The 20405-nt window shown below is 39.3% G+C and carries 9 protein-coding genes and 1 pseudogene; 2 read left to right on the forward strand and 8 right to left on the reverse strand.

Going from position 1 to position 20405, the window contains the following annotated elements; translation table 11 throughout:
• Nucleotides 1-318: 318 nt before the first annotated feature.
• The 3 genes from L2764_RS17300 to wecC all read right to left on the reverse strand — a co-directional run bounded on the left by L2764_RS17300 (nt 319) and on the right by wecC (nt 9186).
• Entirely contained in the window at nt 319-2667 is a 2349-nt protein-coding gene (locus L2764_RS17300; RefSeq protein WP_248941576.1) for a heparinase II/III family protein, read from the reverse strand.
• A 234-nt stretch (nt 2668-2901) separates the two neighbouring features.
• Nucleotides 2902-7557: a glycosyltransferase gene (locus tag L2764_RS17305; RefSeq protein ID WP_248941577.1), complete on the reverse strand. Its 4656-nt coding sequence runs from the start codon at nt 7555-7557 to the stop codon at nt 2902-2904.
• Between the two features lie 390 nt (nt 7558-7947).
• Nucleotides 7948-9186, reverse strand: a complete 1239-nt coding sequence (wecC, locus tag L2764_RS17310) for a UDP-N-acetyl-D-mannosamine dehydrogenase (RefSeq protein ID WP_248941578.1) — start codon at nt 9184-9186, stop codon at nt 7948-7950.
• Between the two features lie 876 nt (nt 9187-10062).
• On the opposite strand from wecC, the pseudogene L2764_RS17315 reads away from it, so the two are divergent.
• Nucleotides 10063-10194: pseudogene (locus L2764_RS17315) on the forward strand (ISAs1 family transposase); the annotation flags it as partial.
• 380 nt (nt 10195-10574) lie between these two features.
• On the opposite strand, the gene L2764_RS17320 reads toward L2764_RS17315, so the two are convergent.
• Nucleotides 10575-11825, reverse strand: a complete 1251-nt coding sequence (locus L2764_RS17320) for a capsular biosynthesis protein (protein WP_248941579.1) — start codon at nt 11823-11825, stop codon at nt 10575-10577.
• A 6-nt stretch (nt 11826-11831) separates the two neighbouring features.
• Nucleotides 11832-13892 (reverse strand): capsule polysaccharide biogenesis protein, encoded by a 2061-nt coding sequence (locus L2764_RS17325; RefSeq protein ID WP_248941580.1) that lies wholly within the window; start codon nt 13890-13892, stop codon nt 11832-11834.
• Nucleotides 13893-14068: 176 nt separating this feature from the next.
• On the opposite strand from L2764_RS17325, the gene L2764_RS17330 reads away from it, so the two are divergent.
• Nucleotides 14069-15343, forward strand: coding sequence for a CinA family nicotinamide mononucleotide deamidase-related protein (locus L2764_RS17330; protein ID WP_248941581.1), 1275 nt, complete (start codon nt 14069-14071; stop codon nt 15341-15343).
• Nucleotides 15344-15449: 106 nt separating this feature from the next.
• On the opposite strand, the gene L2764_RS17335 is transcribed toward L2764_RS17330, so the two are convergent.
• From L2764_RS17335 to argE, 3 genes are all read right to left on the reverse strand, one after another.
• Nucleotides 15450-16001, reverse strand: a complete 552-nt coding sequence (locus L2764_RS17335; RefSeq protein WP_248941582.1) for a YceB family lipoprotein — start codon at nt 15999-16001, stop codon at nt 15450-15452.
• A 120-nt stretch (nt 16002-16121) separates the two neighbouring features.
• A complete protein-coding gene (ppc, locus tag L2764_RS17340) occupies nt 16122-18758 on the reverse strand; it encodes a phosphoenolpyruvate carboxylase (RefSeq protein ID WP_248941583.1) in 2637 nt (878 codons plus the stop codon).
• A 318-nt stretch (nt 18759-19076) separates the two neighbouring features.
• The gene (argE, locus tag L2764_RS17345; protein WP_248941584.1) at nt 19077-20228 is read right to left on the reverse strand and encodes an acetylornithine deacetylase; all 1152 of its coding nucleotides are present in this window, start codon (nt 20226-20228) and stop codon (nt 19077-19079) included.
• Nucleotides 20229-20405: the final 177 nt, after the last annotated feature.

Below are 20405 nucleotides of genomic sequence, written 5' to 3' on the forward strand. Positions count from 1 at the left end.
TTTCTTGAACTCATCTGTGTGTATTTTGCGTATTTTCTTTGTCATCATATTATACCTCGGTTAGTGATTTTACTCACTTAGCCGAGTGTCCGAAAGTACTGCCTAGGATCATAACCATCTGTACGAAGCATCGATTGAGCAAAGCCACTTTCATTAAGATAAACAATATTCTTTCCTTCTTCTTGATAATTTTGCATTATTCAGAATAAAGGTTTGTCGAGCGATTTCATCCGCTTTTGGGTCTTTAAGGGCTTTTTTTATAGGTGATATTTAACCGCTTGAGCTCTCATTAATGCTTCATTGCTAAACAAGAGCAGTTTATTGTTGAGATTTCGGGTGTATTTTTATATTCACCGAAGAACGGTAGTCTTCGCCTTTTGGATGTATGCGGCATCGAATAGAATGTACCGCTTGTAAATCCCTGAATCTGAGTGATTGCCAGCCAAGGATTTCAGGCTCACTCTGACCGCTAAAAACCTCAATAATAGCATCAAAATCCCCAGTAAATAGCATAGTCATTTTGTGACCTGAAGGTGAAGAAATCATTACTTCATTATTTTGTACAATAATGGTTTTATTTATCGGTAGGTGAAACATTATAGTGTAAAAACTCATTGAATTTCTCAGAAAGTCAACCGAATCTGAAATTACTATCTGGTTGAATTCAACGAACTCTATCTTCCTAGAGATTTTTACCCCTTCATGAATAAAGCTTTCTCCTTCAACCCAGATGTCATTATTTTCTGTATTGAAGCTGACAATTTTAGAACGATTTAAATGATTGATTTTTCTTGAAACAACACAATTTTCAATAAGAGGGACATTATGGGCCTTAGCTGATCTTAGGTAGTGGCGATATTTGTTTTTTTCATCATATTGATAAATGCCGCCATCAATTAACCAGTCTTCACCTAATGCGTAAATAAGAATATTGAGATCGTCATCATGCCTGTGATACGTACTTAAAAATCCACATTTAAAGATAATATGGGTGAGCTCTGAGCTTTTACTTGAACCTTGCTCTCCTGCTCTATACACGGCATACCCACTCTCTGGTAATACAATCAAGGGAGTGAAGTCGCTCGTTAACTCAGAAGAAGTACTTTGATAAGTCTCCTGGAAAAATTGATAGTTAGGGTAATTTTCATATCCTTTAAATGATGGGACTGTAGTTCCTAAATCAGTATCACCTAAAAGAGGCAGTTGTCTATCGGGCCGCATTAGAATCGCCAGTACTTTTAGTGCGGAATTTACTAATTTATCGAAGTGAGAAAATTGTTGCTGGCCCAAACGACTAAACAGTTTCAATGTGGACTGAACTCTTTTAAGCATCTCCACTTGGTAGCTAGGACTATTTTCAACATGCATTCCTTCTGATGTGAATGCAATGCTGATTTCACTGAGCAGTCTGTCAAATGCCAGATTTTTCCAAGTCGAAGCATGTTCAAATTCAGGAAAAGTAATCGATGCTAAGTAAAGAAACAGACTTTGATCAAATCCATGGTTAGTATGTTTGCTGTAAAAGCTATCATCGCTCAGTATAATGCAATGGGATTCAATCATATTTAACAGTGCATTAGCACATAAAATCGAAATTCCCTTCTTAGTCAACCTTAAGTATTCCCAACTAAAAATGAGACTTCGCAGCCTCAATGCTGTCGTGTGATCATGCCAAGACATTACTGAAGGTGGTTTAGGGCAGTAGCTTTTACGATACCAACTAAGTAGGATTTCTTCTAGTTTATCATTGTATGTGTTATCACCTGTCATATGACTCGCAGCCATCAGACCAACAGAACAGGCCAATTGCTGAAATTGCCATTGCCAACTTCTGTTGTTATAAGGATCTTCATTCCAATTAAGCGCTAAGGGAAGTTGTACGTCATCAAAACGATTAAATGAATATATGCCTAAAAGTAGTTTTTTCCCTTTTTCAGCATTAGATTGGGTGAGATCTGGTTTTAGCATACTGTAAATGCCATTATTAGCAGGCTTCTCAATAGCTAAGTTTAAGAAGTCATAGTTCTTTTTTGGTTTTGTGTGTGTGTAAGGCTTCCAAAGTGCTTTTTCATTTCGGTTAGGTACGGTGGTGGTCATTGTTTCTTGAGTAATCCACATCGTATTTACGAGCAGTGCATGAAGCTGCTTTCCCGACTTATCAAAGGCGATACACCCTTTATTTTCAATGAGATCCCATTGAGCAATATCAATATACTCTAACGTCTCTTTATTTAAACTTGCGATTTTTACAAAATAAATGTTAGTTTCACCTTCGTGTTCAAATCCGGCAAAGCCACTGCCTATCGCATTGAATTTAACATGTTGTTTAGCAAAGCAAGATAACTCTCTATCATCTATAGCAAATACCCAAGTGCCTGATTTATAGGTCACAACTAATCGAATTAAATGATTGTGATTGTAAGGTAGACCACCAATATATTCCCCTCCCAATAACTTGTAATAAATCTTATTTTTAATGCATACAAAGCCCTGATATCGAGTTCCTCGCTCGCCAAAGAAAAAGTTAACGGTTCCTTTTTTACTTAAATTGATAAACTCAATCGTTAAAGTCCAAGAAGAGTCATCAGTAAACTCTTGTACTTGATAACAAGCGAATGAGTCAGGGCCAGAAAATTTTAGACCCTTGTTAGCTTCTCTATTAGCCATAATTAACCTACGTATATAAGATTCAGCATCACAGGCTAAATCAAGACGATCTAAAGCCGAGGGTGACCGCATGAGTGGGTGAATATAACCCGTAACGTTCGGTTATTATACAAAGCTTGGCAGTAAATATATTGGTTAGGATGATTACCATACAGATCACGCATTAAAAATACTTAAAACCTGCTCGTAAAACGTTCATGCGGTTGCCCTGATCTAAAGCCCATTTAGACATTCTTATGATTCTAATAAAGCATTATCTGATTCAAAAATTGTCATTGAAGGATTCAGAGCCCATCTAGTGGAGGCATCTTTGACATATTTCATATTATGTTTGACTTGATGATCTGACTTACATTTTTTTAAGAAGTGACAAATGCTGCCTATGTCTTTAAATATATATTTTTTAGGGTATATTTCGTCCGCTCCTTTCCAGTTAGATATTAACGGGATCGCTCCACTTCCCATAGCCTCCATTGCCGATAGGTGACAACCTTCGAAATCACTGAATGAGAGTAAATAACCAATATTCCTGAACCAATGATCCATATCATTGCCATGACCATCAAATAAAACTGCCCCTCTTAAGTACTCAGAGGCTTCAATGCGCTGAAATTGTTTATCAAAATAGTTCATTTCATTTTTGCGAGACTTCATCCAATGATAGTCATTGGGGAGCTTACCTTTGATTCTAAGAGTATAACGATCATCCTTTTTTCTTAAGGCTTCTAGTAGATCTAATGCTTTATCAATGCGTTTCATTTTAGGAACGATACCTACAATACCTAGGGTAAACTTTGCATTGGTAAATTTAGGCTTATTTAATGCATCAGAGTCTATATAGTTCTCTCTTAATACCCCTACAGCTCTTTCGTTCCAAAATAGCTTTCTTGCATCCCTCATCACTAATGGGGCGATGAAATGCACTTGATTGACATTGTTGATGATCACTTTCTCTGGGTAGGTTGTTTCAATTTCTTGCCGATGAAATCTAACTGTAAGGTTTTGATGTTTAAGTTTATTTTTTGAATACCATACAGCATTTTCTAGCATCCATTCGCAATAAATAGAATCGGATGCGACTAATTTTCTTGCACTGTCTAATTCATTATGTTTATTGTGACCAAGCCACTTATCAACGTTAACTTTGTAGCCTTGCTGTCTTGATAATTCAATATATTTTCGAACAAACTTTAAATCATGGCCTGCAATTAGGCATGTTTTTTCTTTATACTGGCTTAATATTGCATTGATGGCGGGTGTTAAGCTTTGTTTAACCACTGTGCTATAAAAGAATTGGTTAGATGAAAGATAGGTCATTTCAGAAGCTTTATTTAACAATGACTTATTAGATAGTACTGAAATTATTTTATCAACCAGATGACTTTCTTGTTCCACGTATAGTGGGTAATCCTCACCTAAGTTTGCAATGTAAGCTTTACCCGGAACGCATAAAATAGGCAGTCCTTTACTGGAGTACTCTAGAAATTTTGTAGAAATTTCATGAGTATGCATATCTAAGTTGGGAGAGCGCCATGCCCATGCTAAATCATATTCTGGTAATTCACTCAGCACTTTATCTCGACTGACGCCTTTATGCCAAATGACTCCTCTTCTATTGAGTAGCTGCGTTACTCTTTTGGTGAATGATTTATCTTCTGATTTATCATTAAATTTATTACCGTATACATGTAATTCTATATGCTTTAACTTTTCACGGATTGCTTGAAATGTGATTAACATCTCTTCTGTGGCCCATAATGGATCAAATTTACCCGCATAAACAATTCGTTGGGTTTTACCGGATGAAGTTCGCTTATATTTATTAATTGAATCAGGAACCATAGGAGGTAGATCAATAATCTTATTTTTATCAACATTAAATTGAGCGATAAGATCATTTTTAATGAACTCAGATTGACAAAGAATTTTGACAGCATTTTGAAGAATTGCTCTGTCTTCCAAGGTGACTTCATTGCGTTCTTTTTGAAATATTTCGACAGGGTATACCCATGTGATCCCAGCGAGTTCTGGATGCCCCAAGGCAAGTTTATTGATTTCAGCGCCTCTTAATATCACCGCATCGTAGTCATTTTTTTGCATTAACTCACAAATGAGGTTAATAGCATTGGATGGGGAGAGCCTGTCCTTAATTCCGTGCTGAGAAGGTTGAATTATTTTGACATCTTTATCTACTTGGTTAATTTGTTGTAGAACTAGCGAATTGAGATTATCTGACTTCAGTAAGAAATCGACTTTTGTTTGCTCACATTGAGAGAATACATCGACTGTAGACACAGCCCATATCGAGGAGCCGTCGGTGTAGTTAATATCGACATCACCATAAATAAGGACTCTAAGCTCATTAGTTGTCCTTTTTTCTTGTGCGATGCTTCCGTGAGTACTGTTGAGTACTGTTGAGTATTGTTCAGTCACAACTGACCAAAGTCGATTTTTCAATACCCAATCTCGTGCATATTCAGACAATGATTTTCGCAAATCAACTGAATCGATTAACTCTTCTAATTTAGCGGTAAGGTCTTTAATTGAGCCTTTTTCAAAGAGTAAGCCGTTACGTCCATCGATCACTTCTTTTAATGCTTTAACATTGCTTGCGAGGATGACTTTACCTGATAGCATAGATTCAAATGGTTTTAGTGGGGACACTAATTCACAAACTTCTATGCTTTTACGAGGGAAGGGAGTGATATCGATTGTTTTCAGAAGTTGATCTACTTCTTCATGGGGGATCCTTCCTAATAAACGTACTTTAGTGGAAATGGTAGAGTTTTTCACAATTTCTGTTAGCTGTGATAGGTAAGGGCCGTCACCTGCGATGATCAGTTCAAAATTTTTGCCTTTTTTATAGACGCTTTCTAAGGCAAAAATTAAGTCGTCTAAACCTTCGTACTCCACAATGGAGCCGACATACCCAATAACGATCTTCTTTTTTTCTTTTTGTTGGGTAAAGTTGAACTGCTCTTTGTTAATGGCATTTGGCACAATTGAAATTCTTGATTTATCCACCCCTCTATTGACAAGCTCATTTTTCAAACCTTCGGTGATCGTAATGACTGAATCAGCATGTTTTGCGACATAAGCTTCTAGTTGAGATTCTAATTTAAAACGGTCACTTTTTTTCCAATCTGGTATCGCTGAAGCTCGCGTGATCTCCCATAAACCTCGAACCTCATAGATGAAGGGGATTGCCAAAGATCTAGCGGCGATTAAAGCAGGTAAAGCATTATAGAAAGAGGAGGCCGCCACAACGGCTTGGGGTCGGTCCTTAATAAATTGTGATATCAACACTTCTGAGGCTTTTTTGATATATTCATCTAACGGGTCAAGATAATAATCTGCACCACCTATATTCTTGTACTCGATCCCATCTACTGTACTTGATAAGAATTCACTTTGATCTTGAAGCACATCGCAGGGATAACCTGGACGAGTATAGACGGTCACTTTTTCATTTTTTGATATTGCTTTGATCAATTCATGGGATCGTGTTGCGTAACCATTACTGTGAAATGGCAAAGAACAATGCAATACAAATGCAATAGGAGAATGGTTATTTTTTTCACCCGTATTTGAAGTTAAGAGTGTGGGAATAACGGGAAGACGTTTCTGTAAGTTTAAATAACCGATTGCCGAGTTGACTTGTTTTTTATATGTCATTTTATCGGCAGCAGTGATGTGAGTGAGGGCTTTATTGAGTAGCTCAAAATCACCAAAATCGGTTAATTGACGCATGTTTTTAGCTAATAATGTAGAGCAAGGGTAGTGATCGATAAAGAAATTAAGCACTTTCAGCCGTTGACTCCGTGCCAAGTCAGCAGAATAGTCATATAAGGTAGCGGCCTTAGTTTTATCATCGCAATTCAAGGACAGTGTTTTTTGTTTCCAATCGTCGGCAGCAGCAAGTTCCTGAGACAATGTCTTTATTGTTACGCCAAGTTTTGTCAACTTTGGGTTATGATTATTGGCAATTAATCTTGCTCTAATTTTCCCATTGGAGTACCAAGATAAGGTTGACACTTTTACCTCGGAGGCAGAGTCGGGGGTACGGATTTTTACCGAATTTAACGAGTCTGTTCCAGTATTTAAATATTTATAAAGCCCGACTTTCTCAGAATATGACATGCCTAGCTGTTTGGCTGTGACTGCATTGGCTGCTATTGAATCAAATTGAAATTGGATTAAGGCCGCTTTCTTTTTTTCACCTATACCCACTCGAATGTCAATATCTATTTGCAGTTCTTCCTTGTCGTTAAGCTGATAGATTTTAGCAGGTAACATGTCAATATCAAACCATTCACTGCTACCTCCGTCTTCTTTTAATTTTGTAGATTTAAAATTACGATATATCTTCTTAATTCTAAATGGAATTTTCAGCATGTTAAGTGGTTTTTTTGGCGTTGTAACCAAGTAGTTACCTAACTGATATGACAGAGTCGACTTTAAACTGTTCATGGCGTTTAACAGTTTTAAGTTTTGTAATTCGAGATCTTTATTTTCCAAAAGCAAGCGTTCAGAGAGCTTTGCTTTTCTCCTTGTATGTGCACTGATAGAAGAGGCATTCGTTAATGGTATGACATCAATGGACTTAATATTTCCACTTCCTTTCCATTCCGATACCGAAAGCTCCAGTACGGCATGTTCATCAAGCTTTAGCAGGGCTGAATAGAAAGAGCTCCCCTCTTTAGTCGTGATATAGTCAAATGCCCCATATTGCTTTGATAACCTCAGTCGATTGTTTGATACAAATCCATGGATCCTGTCATATCCCGAATACTGTAACACTAGGGCTTTTTCTTTTTCCTCATGACTGTCAAACTGCACGTGTACGCAATAGCTTCCTGCATTTAATTCAAACTGGCTGTTAAATAACATTATTCTCTATTTCCTAATAAAATGAATTAAAATTTCCTAATAAAATGAATTAAAGTTTTATTTGAATAAAGGCCCGTCTATCACCTATGAATAAAGTAATATCTCTAAGGTTAAGAAAGTTAAATCCTGTTGAAATTTAAATACTAAGTAATATATCGTTTATTACAACCTTTAACAGGAATAGCGGGCTGAAAATACTTTTTAAGCAATAGAAAAGCTACAAGTGACTCTTTACTATATGCTCGATGAATTTGAATATTCAGGTTAATCCATTTCTTTTTTAGCAAATTGAAATTCAATGATATCTCTACGTTTAGTATTACTTTGTTTCATGTTAATATAACCATCTGTTTATATTTTTAGTTTAAATTTTTATGAATATAACACTAGCTAAATGTTTACAAAGTCGAGCACATTTTCTTGCTCAAAAGGGTAACGAATGAAGGCTTTATGTTTTACGAGAACAGTAATGACGTCTGCTTTTTCTAATGCAGTCTCAAGACTGACAAGTTGAATGTTTTCTAGACTATTGAACTTTTCGGGCAGGTTTTGGATATGTGGCTCAACGGCAAGAACTTTATAGCCTTTTAATGCCAATGCTTGAGTAATATTCAATGCTGGGCTTTCACGTAAATCATCGATATCGGGTTTAAAGGATAAGCCTAAGCAGGCTATAGTGGGATTATCTATACTTTTACATGCCTCTTCAATTTTGTTGATTACCCATTTAGGCTTGAGTTCATTGGTTTTTCTGGCTTGATGAATGAGCTTTGCTTCATCGGGGTTTTGGTTGACGATAAACCATGGGTCGACTGCAATACAATGACCACCCACACCAGCTCCAGGCTGAAGAATATTGACTCTTGGGTGTAAGTTAGCGAGTTTAATGAGCTCCCATACATCGATATCTTGCTTATCGCAGATCATGGACAATTCATTGGCAAAAGCAATTTGTACATCACGGCTAGCATTTTCAGTGAGTTTGGCCATTTCTGCTGTACGGGCGTTTGTTGCGATGCATTGACCTTGCTTAACAAATGTTTGATATAAAGCTGTGGCTGCTTGGGTACTGGCATTATCCATTCCGCCTATGATGCGATCGTTTTCAACGAGTTCACGGATCACTTGTCCGGGTAGTACTCTTTCAGGACAGTGAGCAATGAGTACATCTGGAGTGTCTTCTTTCATACAGGTGTGTGGGAAACTAAGATCGGGTCTTGCAGCTTGAAGCCATGCTGCCATTTTTTCAGTGGCACCGATAGGAGATGTTGACTCTAGAACGACTAAATTTCCTTTTTTGAGTTGGGGGGCAAGGGCGTTGGCTGCTGTTTCTATATAAGTTAAATCAGGTTGGTGATTATCTCCAATAAAGGGGGTTGGGACGGCAATGATAAAGGCATCGGCGGCTTGAGTTTGAGTGTGAGCACTTAAATATCCATCTGTGACGACATGTTTAACTAATGTCTCAAGTCCAGGCTCAATAATATGAATTTTACCTTGATTTATGGTATTAACGGTAGTTTGATTGATATCAATACCTTTCACTCGAATACCATTATTGGCAATGACTGCTGCGGTTGGTAAGCCAATATAGCCTAAGCCAATAACGGAGATGGTTTCAATTTTCATAACTTATCCCTAATGGTAATTTAGCATTAATTTATGCTGTATATTTTCTCTCACGGTTACTATTCTTGTTCTAAACTTATTTTTACGGGTATTCGATAAATGACAGAAGATAAATTCAATTTTAAATAATTAGTTATTTTGTATTAACCTAATATAAGTAAGCTTAAAGTGTTAGTTTAAATATGTGAGGACTTATTTTATTATTATCTCATTAAACTTAGTGTTACATGATAGGACTTGTTCTAACAGTTGATATATATAAAATAATAGATATAGCTACCGCACTAGATTTCAGCTTCTAGAGTGCTGTTCAAGTGATACTGATAAATCGATATAGGCATGAATTATATAATATTGATATATAGCAATTGATTATGTTTATTTTATGCTATTGATACTCACTTTTATTTTAACCTTAGTTAGAGTGATTTAAATTAAAACTAAAGTTGAAAATACAATCTTATATTATCCAGAATGACCCTAACTCATAGTTAGGGTAATGTTGGGCAAGGTGTATTTTATTTGTACTTTATATTAATACCATTTCTATTAAAAACATATCAAGTTGTATTGGTAATGTCTATTCTTGTTTTTTTAAAAGGATACTTATATTGGTATTCAATGTGTTGGATTAATTAATTAGTTTAATTTTGTCAAATAATATGAATGTTAATCATTGTTTTATACTAGTTTCAATTAACTAATATTTTATTATTTTTCGAGTATGAGGTGCGTTATTTTATTAGGAAAGGCTTAGCTATTGACTGTTATTTTTTAGGGCGGTGAATGGGGGCTATGTCAGGAACAGGGTGTGAGTATTTTTTGTACAAAAAAGTTGAATTTGACCGAAATTTCAATGTGTGATTTTATACTCACATTATCGCGATAGACGGTAAGACACTTAGAGGCTCATATGACAGAGATTATCGCCGCTCTACATTGCATATGATTAATGCTTTTGCTTGTAAAAACAAGATGGTTATTGGTCAAGTTAGCATAGATGCTAAATAAAAGTTAATCACTCATGCGGTTGCCCTGACTATTGACTCTTGATATGAGAATGGTTGGTTCTTTGTCGAAGGGCGTCGGAATGTAATGGGGATCAATAAGCAAGCTGAGGCCGTGATTGTTAAGGGCATGAGTTTTTAAGGGCGTGAATATTTTTGAGGGAGGTCAAGAGGTGATTAAAGGGGTTTTTATGATGTAAACCACTTTAAATTCAATGAGTTGGTTGGTGATGTTCGATGAGTGATTAAAGCAGGGAAAGGCTGGGTTATTATTGACGAGCAAGCAGCGTAGTCTCTTTTTAAAGTATGGATTTAACTGTTTGATGTCGGCATATGCCATAGTGTGAGGCTATATATCTAAGGGCATTGAGTCTCTATTCGTTAAACATTAATGGTTTTTTTTGTGAGAAGTGATCGGGGTGAATGTATGGCTATAGACTGTGTTGCCAGCATTCGAGCAATGATCATGTTGACGGTACTTTCTTGCTGTTTAAAAAAACTGCCATTTATTTGGGAATATTGACGCAGTGCTGCATGCAAATTCTTATATAGATCGGGTGAAACCGGCGCTTGTGTTGTCCAAAAATCGTTTAAGCTACCCTGATGGGTTAATCCTTTTAGGTGATAAAGTGCGCGTCCTAAGCAGCATGTCGGCACATTGTGATGCAGTGCTGAAAGCCCAACAGTACTATTGATGGTGATCACACCGGTTAATAATGGGTAAAGTGGGGGTAAGGGGAGTTCGTAGGCATAGTGTACTCGTCCCTGTAATTGGTATTTTTGGATGAGTAAATTAATATGCGTTTTGTAATTGACAAAACCTCTGTCCATGGGGTGATGTTTTAAGACGAGTAATGCATTTTTTGGGGCATGTTGACTGAATGAACTCATGACTTGGTGGATCATATCAATGACGCTATTGAGATCTGAATGTTGTCTAATTTGAAAATCTTCACTGACCTGTAATGGGACAAAAAAAATGTCAGCCGTTGTTTGGCGCAACAACGCCATCAATTGGTGATCGGGCCTTTTTTGCAACAGTTTAATGATGCCGCCTTTTAACCAGCTAAAGGCTTCTTGTCGTAAATTCCAAGGTCGATGATTAATGTAGTGGGTAAAGTGTTTGGTTTTTAAGGCGCGAATAATATGATATCGAGAGGCAAAGTAAGCACGCTTGATGAAGGTTTTTCCAATAATGAGGTTGTCGGATCCTGAGTCGACTTCTTCTGGTAAAGCTTGCTCACTTAATTGCTGTGCAATGGGATACAGAGGGCTGTATGCATTAACGCCGCCCGCTTCAAGTGTGATGAAATCGGGTCTGATATAGCCTTCTTCCAATACCCAGAATGCGAGCTTGAGTTTTTGGCAAAGTAATGCGGCTTGACGATGATAAAATCGGCAATCACCAAAACAAATAATCATGTCAATAGACCATAATGCTATATGCTGATGTAAGTATTCTTGCCAATCATGGCGTTGGCCTTGAAAAGCTTGATTGTGGCCTTTGATGGGCCAAGATTGATCGCCACCATTAAAATCAATTTTGTAAACAGTATGTTGTTGTTGGATGAGTTGATTTCCCAGCACCTGAAAAAATGAACCTAAGGGGCCTTGTAACAGCAAAATTTTCATAACGTCCTATGTGTTGCGTAGGGTTTCAAGCAAATAGCTTAGTTTTAGTTGCCAACGTTGCCAATAAGATTGCTGATTTTTTAAATCAACTTTATTTTTTGCCATTTTAGTAATTAACTGCTCTGGGCTGATCCTCAATCTGGTATCCCAATCGATATAGGTGGGATATAAGACCACACTGATATACACCAATATGGGCAGGCTTAGTGGGCGGAGCCTATCTTTAGGGGGGTATTTATCTTCAGTGAGGCCCCATCCAGCATAAAAGGGTTGCCCCCAAGTCACCACAGTCACGTTTCTCAGTAAGGCTTCGAAGCCGCTTAAAGAGGTCATAGTGTGTAAAGCGTCAATGTAAGGATAAAGTTGAGTCAAGCTAATGTCGGTGACGTATTTATCGACACAAACTTGCAAACAGCTGGAGGATATCTCACCCTCACGGTTGCCAGCAACCACATCAGGATGGGGTTTATAGATGATGAATGCGTGGGGATTATCTTTGCGTACAGCCCATAACAAAGCTTCATTACTGGTGATATATTCACTGCCTGTCACAATCGAGGCGTCACCATCGACTTGACCAACGACTAATAAACAGCCTTGATTATCTTTGCTGGGTAATTTTAACGCCGCTAAACTTGTTTGATCTTTTGCAATCAAATTGTACTTATTAATATCGTTGTCTACGAGCTGGCTGATCAATGTTTTACCGCGTTGGTAAGCTTGCTCATCAATTTGGGCATGATTAAGCTGTTGCCGTAACGTGTTATTCACTTGGGCGTTAAAGTACATGTTCATGGGATCAATAATTAACGATGACGGTCTGGCTAAGTTTGAGCCTAGCCCGCTGGAGCGAATAAAGCCATCTTCAATACGGATAGCGTCTGTTAATTCAGGATAGCGGTTTCCCCAAACGAGTATCTTTTCATTTTCATTTAATTTAGCGGGGACTTTGTTGATAAATTTAATGTTTTTTGCCAGCTGCTTACAAAATTCATGAATAAAAGCACGTTTCCAAAATGAAAAGCCTAATAAATGCAAAGTATCACATAGAGGCTCATCTTGGGCTTGTTGAGTAATCAGTGCAATGGCCGCTTCGGGTGTGGAAGGCCGAAAGGTGACGGGATCAAAATAAAGTGGATATTGAATTAAGGCTGCGGCTATTAATTGGGGTAAAGCAACCTGTTGCCTACGATGGCAATGTTTATCATCGATGGTGAGTCCCCAACCAGCATAGAAAGGCATCCCAAAACAATGCACGGGTTTATTCAGTAATAAGGCTTCAAATCCCATTTGAGAGGAAACGGTAAAGAGCGCTTTTGCGGCACGAATGAGCGCATGAGGATGGCAAGGACTGCTTTCAATGATAATCTTATTGATTAAATAATCAGGCAGGGCATGGGAGGTTATTTTGGCTAATATCCCCGATTTACGCCCTAATCGTGTATCGGGGTGAGTACGAACAACTAATTTTGCATTGGGGTAACGCTGATGAGCGCTTTCAAGCATACGGAGAAAATCATCAGGTGTGGCTAATGCGCCTGCAATGGATTGATCGCCACTGACTTGATCGACAATCAGCACCATATTCTCACCCTTTAAGGCGTTAATTAAATGATCCGGTAATTGGTGATGCGCATTGTACTCGGGATAGCAGTTATATTTTGTGATGCCACATTGAACGATTTGTTCAGCGAGCTTTTCAGCGCGGATCCGTGTTTCACCATCACAAGGTGTATTAATGAGTTGCTCAAGGGTAGAAGGCTGGCGGGCATCATAATAAATACCGACCTTATCCGCTATCATTGAGACCGCTTTACCCTGTGCGTTAGGATGGCCTGTATAGCCGATAAAGCCATCTTCTAAATGAATGAAGCGACAACATAGCTCTTTAGAAAGGGCTTTTAATTTCATGGCATTGGGTTTCATTCCCCAGCCGACAAGGGCATCAGATTGCTCAGATAAATCATGATGATTATGTCGAGAAAGCGGCCTTACTTGCTGATCAAGACAGGCTTGAATACTGGATTTTCTTGCTAAAATACCCGCTGATGTTGTGTATAGAGTCATAAAGTCAATTTAGGATCTTTGGCTTAAAGTCCTATTTTTATCATGATGGGTGATCAATTAATACTCATGCTTGTATCAAGTGTGTCTTAAGCACTTATATATGCCAATGACTATTGATCAATGAATGACTTAGGTATAGCTTTGGTCGTTCTTTGGTGACGCATGTAGGGAATAGCATGAAACTAGAAATGATTTGTACTGGCGAAGAAGTGTTAGCAGGTCAGATTGTCGACACTAATGCTGCTTGGTTTGGTAATGTGATGATGGAAAATGGTGTTGAATGCCAACGCCGAGTCACAGTGGGTGACAGATTAGACGATTTAGTCTCGGTATTTAAAGAACGCAGCTTAGTCGCCGACGTGATTTTAGTGAATGGTGGCCTCGGGCCAACCAGTGATGATCTTTCTGCCGAGGCTATGGCGCTTGCTAAAGATGTGGCTTTAGTCGAAAATCAAGAATGGCGCGAAAAATTAGAAGCTTGGTTTACTCGCAGCGGTCGACCCATGGCGCGCAGTAACTTAAAGCAGGCGCTATTGCCAGATACGGCCATTATGATTGACAACCCCGTTGGTACAGCGTGTGGTTTTGCGGTTAAATTAAATAGAGCTTGGCTCTTTTTCACCCCTGGTGTGCCATTTGAGTTTAAGCAAATGGTGAATGAGCAATTTATCCCTTTTATCAAGCATAAATTTGATTTGACCTCTCAAGTTGCCCTCAAAAAAATGTTAACTCTGGGGCAAGGTGAGTCGAGTTTAGCCGATACTTTAGCAGACATTGATTTACCCTGTGGCGTGACCTTAGGTTATCGCTCTTTTATGCCTTACATAGAAATAAAGCTATTTGCTCGGGGCGAGGAGGCGATGGCTTTATTATCAAACGTTGAATCCCAAGTGATTGAGCTATTAGGTCATGCGATTGTGGCTCATGGCAAAGTGAGTTTAGCGGAAGAAATTCATTCAACATTGTTAGGGTCGGGGAAAACCTTGAGTATTGCAGAGTCCTGCACTGGCGGTATGATCGCCAGCCAGCTTGTCGATTTTGAAGGCAGCTCTTCTTACCTACAACAAGGTTTAGTCACTTATAGTAATGAATCAAAAGTGAAAGTCTTAAATGTTAAGCCTGAAACGCTTGATGATCATGGTGCCGTGTCGATTGCTACCGTTGAAGAAATGGCGAAAGGGGTGAGGGCCATTTTAGACAGTGATTATGCCTTAGCCACCAGCGGTATAGCAGGGCCTTCAGGCGGCACTGAAGGTAAACCGGTTGGCACGGTGGCGATCGCTTTAGCGACCAGTAAAGGTGTCTATAGCCAAATGATCCAGTTACCCAGACGCTCTAGAGCGTTAGTGAGAAGCCTGAGTACCGCAGTAGCTTATGACATGCTTAGGCGTGAATTAGCCGGGGAGGCCGTCGTGGTGGATTACGGCTCAATAGGTCGTTTTAGTAAGTAAGCCGACACTCATTATCCCAAGTTCAGGTTAAGTAAGCGATATAACAAGCATAACAAAAAAAGCAGCTTAATGATATTAAGCTGCTTTTTATTGAAAAATTGATGTATTAGTCACTAAAAATCAGTGAGATCTCACCAGGTTTAACTTCAATACGTTTAGTCATATTGGCAATAATAGCTTGTTTCGTGTCATCAGTATCAAGCACATAGACGGGTTGAGTCGATAAAAATTGGGTCAAATAATTCATCAGTTGTGGTGTGAGTGGTTTGATGAGTTTTTCGATTCTTTTATTATCTGAGCTGACATCGACGAGTTTAAGTTGATGTAAATAGACACTGTGGTTTTCGACATCATACCAAGGTTTAGCTTCAAATTTTGCATATAATTGGGCATCTATCGGCTTGAGTGGATTATTAATAGTCACATGGGTAGTGGCTGATACGCCCATCGTATCGGGTTTTTCGCCGAGTTTTACCTTAATGTCAGTGATATGCATTTCCATGCCTAACAATTGATTACCCTGTTTTGTATCATAGGTCAGCTCTTTAGAAAGGTAAGACTCTAGCTCGCTTTCACTCACACTGTATTGGCTAATACAGCCATTTAAAAAAAGTATTAATGGTAGGATGAGTAAAAGGGTATACGACTTTGATTTCAATTTGTTAACCTATTTTTTCCATGAAGATGACTCACTTTGAGTGAGTTTATCATTCAAAGTGAGCTTTTCCAAATCACCTTCCAAGTTGTTTGGCTATGGTAGACGTTTGGCTGTTGGGCTTTATCCCGTGTTGCGCATTCCTGCGGCGACGCCTGCGATAGTGAGCATGAGTGCAAGTTCTGCATTACTGGAAGGCGTGTCTTGTTTACGGGTTCGAGACAGGAGCTCTGCTTGTAAAAAGTTAAGCGGATCGATATAAGGATTTCTTAATTCGATAGACTTTCTGTTCCAAGGCGTTAATGTCATTAAATCGTCTGATTGAGTGAGTGCCAATATTGACTCGACGCCCAAACTCAAGCGCTGGCGTAGCATTTCACCTAAATAGTGTAAATGCTTCGGCACTAAATAAGCATCGTAATATTCGGCTAGCTTAGGCTCTGCTTTGGCGTAAACCATTTCTAGCATGGAAATACGGGTTTTAAAGAAAGGCCAATTTTGTACCATCTCTTGTAATTGCTCGAGTTCTCCACGTTCATTTGCGGCGTGAATGGCTTCACCTGCGCCTAACCAAGCGGGTAGCATGAGTCTATTTTGAGACCAAGCAAAAATCCAAGGAATAGCACGTAAGCTTTCGATGCCGCCGTCAATTTTACGTTTGGCGGGGCGACTGCCTAAGGGCAATTTACCGAGTTCGACTTCGGGAGTGGCGGCACGAAAGTAATCCACAAAGTCCGGTTCTTCTCTAACGATAGCCCGATACGCCAAAACTGAGTCATCGGCAAGGCGCTGCATACTTTCACGCCATTGAGGTTTTGGCTCTGGTGGTGGCAATAAGGTGGCTTCCATGACGGCTGAGGTATACAAGGCTAAGCTTTGTACCGCAAGTTTGGGTAAACCAAACTTGAAACGGATCATTTCCCCTTGTTCGGTCACCCGCATGCGGCCATCAACAGAACCTGGCGGTTGAGATAAAATGGCATCATGGGCAGGAGCACCACCACGTCCAACGGTGCCGCCCCGTCCATGGAATAATGTCAGTTTCATATTAGCTTGTTGGCAAATCGCTACGAGCTGTTCTTGCGCATTATATTGGGCCCAAGCAGCAGCCATGACACCGGCATCTTTTGCCGAATCAGAATAGCCAATCATGATTTCTTGATGGCCTTTGGTGTAACCTCGATACCAATCATTAGCAAAGAGGGAGGTAATACAGGCGGCGGCATTGTTTAAATCATCTAGGGTTTCAAATAAGGGCACGACTCGCATAGGATACGGGCAGTCCATCTCTTTTAAGAGTAACAGGACGGTTAATACATCCGAAGGCTGGCTTGCCATGGAAATAACATAAGATCCTAAGGCGTGCTCTGATTGTTGTGAAATGAGTCTGCAAGTATCTAATACTTCAGTCACTTCAGCTGAAGGTTGCCATTGATGTGGTAGTAGAGGACGTTTACTGATTAGCTCTTTGAGTAAGAAAGCTTGTTTTTCTTCTTCATTCCAGTGATTAAAATCCCCCATGCCTAAGTAACGGGTGAGCTCTGCAATGACATCGGCATGGCGTTGGGCGTCTTGTCTAATATCGAGCCTAAGCATGTGCACGCCAAAGCAGGCAACACGGCGTAGGATGTCTAGTAATAATCCATTTGCTATCAATCGCATACCGCAGTCTGATAAACTTTGATATAAGATCATTAAGGGGGCTTTGATATCGCGAGTGTGCCAAATAACGTGCTCAAGATTAAGCGGAGTAGATTGACCATTTAATCTTTGTTCTAAAAACGTTTGAGTTTGTTCTAACTTACCCTGTAATGTTTTTAATACTTTACGATAAGGTTCTTTACCGTTTTGAGTATAGGTACGTAATTCATCATTGGCTTTTGGCATGGAGAGTTCATCATACAAGCTATTGATGTCTTTTAGGTAAAGGCGAGTGGCACAAAGTCGATTACGATCTAATACTTCTTGCGTCACAGTGGCGGTGACGAAAGGATTGCCATCTCTGTCTCCGCCCATCCAACTGGAAAAACGAATGGGAGCAATATCGATAGGTAACTGTTGATTGGTGCGCTCTTCCATTAAGGTATTTAGTTGTCTTAAAAAGTCAGGAATGGCTTGCCATAACGAAGTCTCGACAGTGCATAATCCCCAACTGGCTTCATCGATGGGGGTGGGCCTTGTTTCTCTAATTTCATTGGTATGCCAAATTTGGGCAACTAACTGACGTAAGCGTAGATGGTATTGCTTCTTCTGTCTTTCGCTGATCTGCTGATTTTCTAAGTTGCTCAGAGTATCGACGATGGCGGCATATTTTTGGATCAGTGTGCGTCGAGATATTTCTGTTGGATGAGCAGTAAGGACCAGATCGATATCTAAACTCTGTAAGCAATCGAGCATCGATTGGTGATCGATGTCACTATCTAGCATATGATTAAGCACTTGTTCAACGGGATCGGACACACAGGCAAGTTGATCGCAATTATGGCTAATGGTGTGAAATTGCTCTGCAATATTGGCAAGGTTTAAAAATTGATTGAAGGCTTTAGCAAAAGGAACCAGCTCATCATCGGGAAGGGCATTGAGCAAGGTTAGCATTTCTTCTCGAGCACCCTCTTTTCCTTGACGAGAACTTTTCGCTAAATGACGAATTTGTTCAATTTTATCAAGAAAGGCTTCATCGAGATCTGTGCGTATTGTGTCACCTAGAATTTGCCCTAAAGTGCCGACGTTTGACCTTAAGGACGCGTACATATCTACCATAAAAAATACTCCGTTTAAGCACGTTAATATAAAATCATTTTAATATGAGGGTCCATTTTTTACTTTTATTATTATTATTTTTATGTTGGGCGAATTGACCACCATACCCAGTATTGAGGGTCGCGGTCAATATTAGAAGTGGCGCTAATATTGAAATGCCCGTAATTAATAGCGTCTTTTTTCTGTGTTTAATATTTTGGTTAACAAGATTGAATTGAGCGAGTAGCGTATCGGCTTCCGAGTAGGGAAAGCCGATTTTTACGAGAGTGAAAACCACCCTTGATTTTGCGGAAATAACGTGAAGCTATATTACCCGCTTTATTTTATGCATGCATGATATATAAGATTTTTTATTAAATCCTTAGTGCTATTGATATAGTCTAAATCGAGATATTCATCGGGTTGATGAGCTTGATCGATACTGCCTGGTCCTAACACCAAAGTTTGACAGCCTAATTGTTTTATATAAGGCGCTTCAGTGGCGTAGTTAACAACTTCCGCCTGGTGGCTTGACAACTTTGCAACTATTTGTGTCCAAGGATCATTGAGGTTGCCAGCAAAAGGTTCGGAGCCCGGATAAAGCGGAGCGACTTCAATGGTACCTGGATATTGGTTACATACGGGGCTTAAATATTTGACGATTAATAATTCCATTTCTTCTAGAGATAATCCGGGTAGCGGGCGAAGATCGATATGTAAATCACAACAACCACAAATACGGTTTGCAGCATCACCACCATGAACATGACCAAAATTCATGGTGGGATAGGGAACACTAAAGGCCGCTTCATGGTAATGTTCACTTAAGAATTGTTTTAATTTTAATAATTCACCTATTACCAAATGCATGACTTCAATGGCATTGAGTCCTTTGCTTGGATCGGATGAATGGCCACTTCTTCCGGTAACGCGTATCCCTTGGGTAAAGTGGCCTTTATGCATATAGACGGGTTTAAGGCTAGTGGGTTCACCGATGATGGCATAATCGGGTGCAATAGATTTGGCTTGTGCGAACGCCTTAGCGCCATTCATGGTGGTTTCTTCATCTGCACTGGCAAGGATATAAAGGGGGTGCTTTAATTTATCCAGTGGTATTTCTTTGACTGCTGCGAGTACCAGTGCAAAGAAACCTTTCATGTCACAGGTACCTAATCCGTACCAGCGATTGTTTTTTTCAGTTAACGTAAAAGGATCTTGGCTCCATCGACCTTCATCAAAAGGGACGGTATCAGTATGGCCAGCGAGCAATAATCCTCCGGTGCCTTTGCCTATTTGAGCCAGTAAGTTGTGTTTATTTCGGGATAGAGGTACCACTTGGGTTTGACATTGAAACCCCGCATCTGAGAACCAATTACTTAATAAATCAATGATTTTTTGATTGCTCATATCCAATTCAGCTTCTAAGGCGCTGATTGAAGGAGTCGCAATGAGTTGGCTAAAACAGGTTTTAATGTCTGGCAAGGTTAGCATAGGTAATCTCTTTTAAAATACATATTCAAATATATTGCATAATTAACTGCTTGTGCTAGTCTAGCATTTAGCTAAAATAAGTACCATATTCGGTGACCTATAAATGAGAGTAACCATGTTTGACTTAATGTACAGTTTAGATCATCACATTTCCGATCTTTACCTTCTGCTTCGACG

The sequence above is a fragment of the Shewanella surugensis genome, from assembly GCF_023284005.1.
GTDB lineage: Bacteria > Pseudomonadota > Gammaproteobacteria > Enterobacterales > Shewanellaceae > Shewanella > Shewanella surugensis.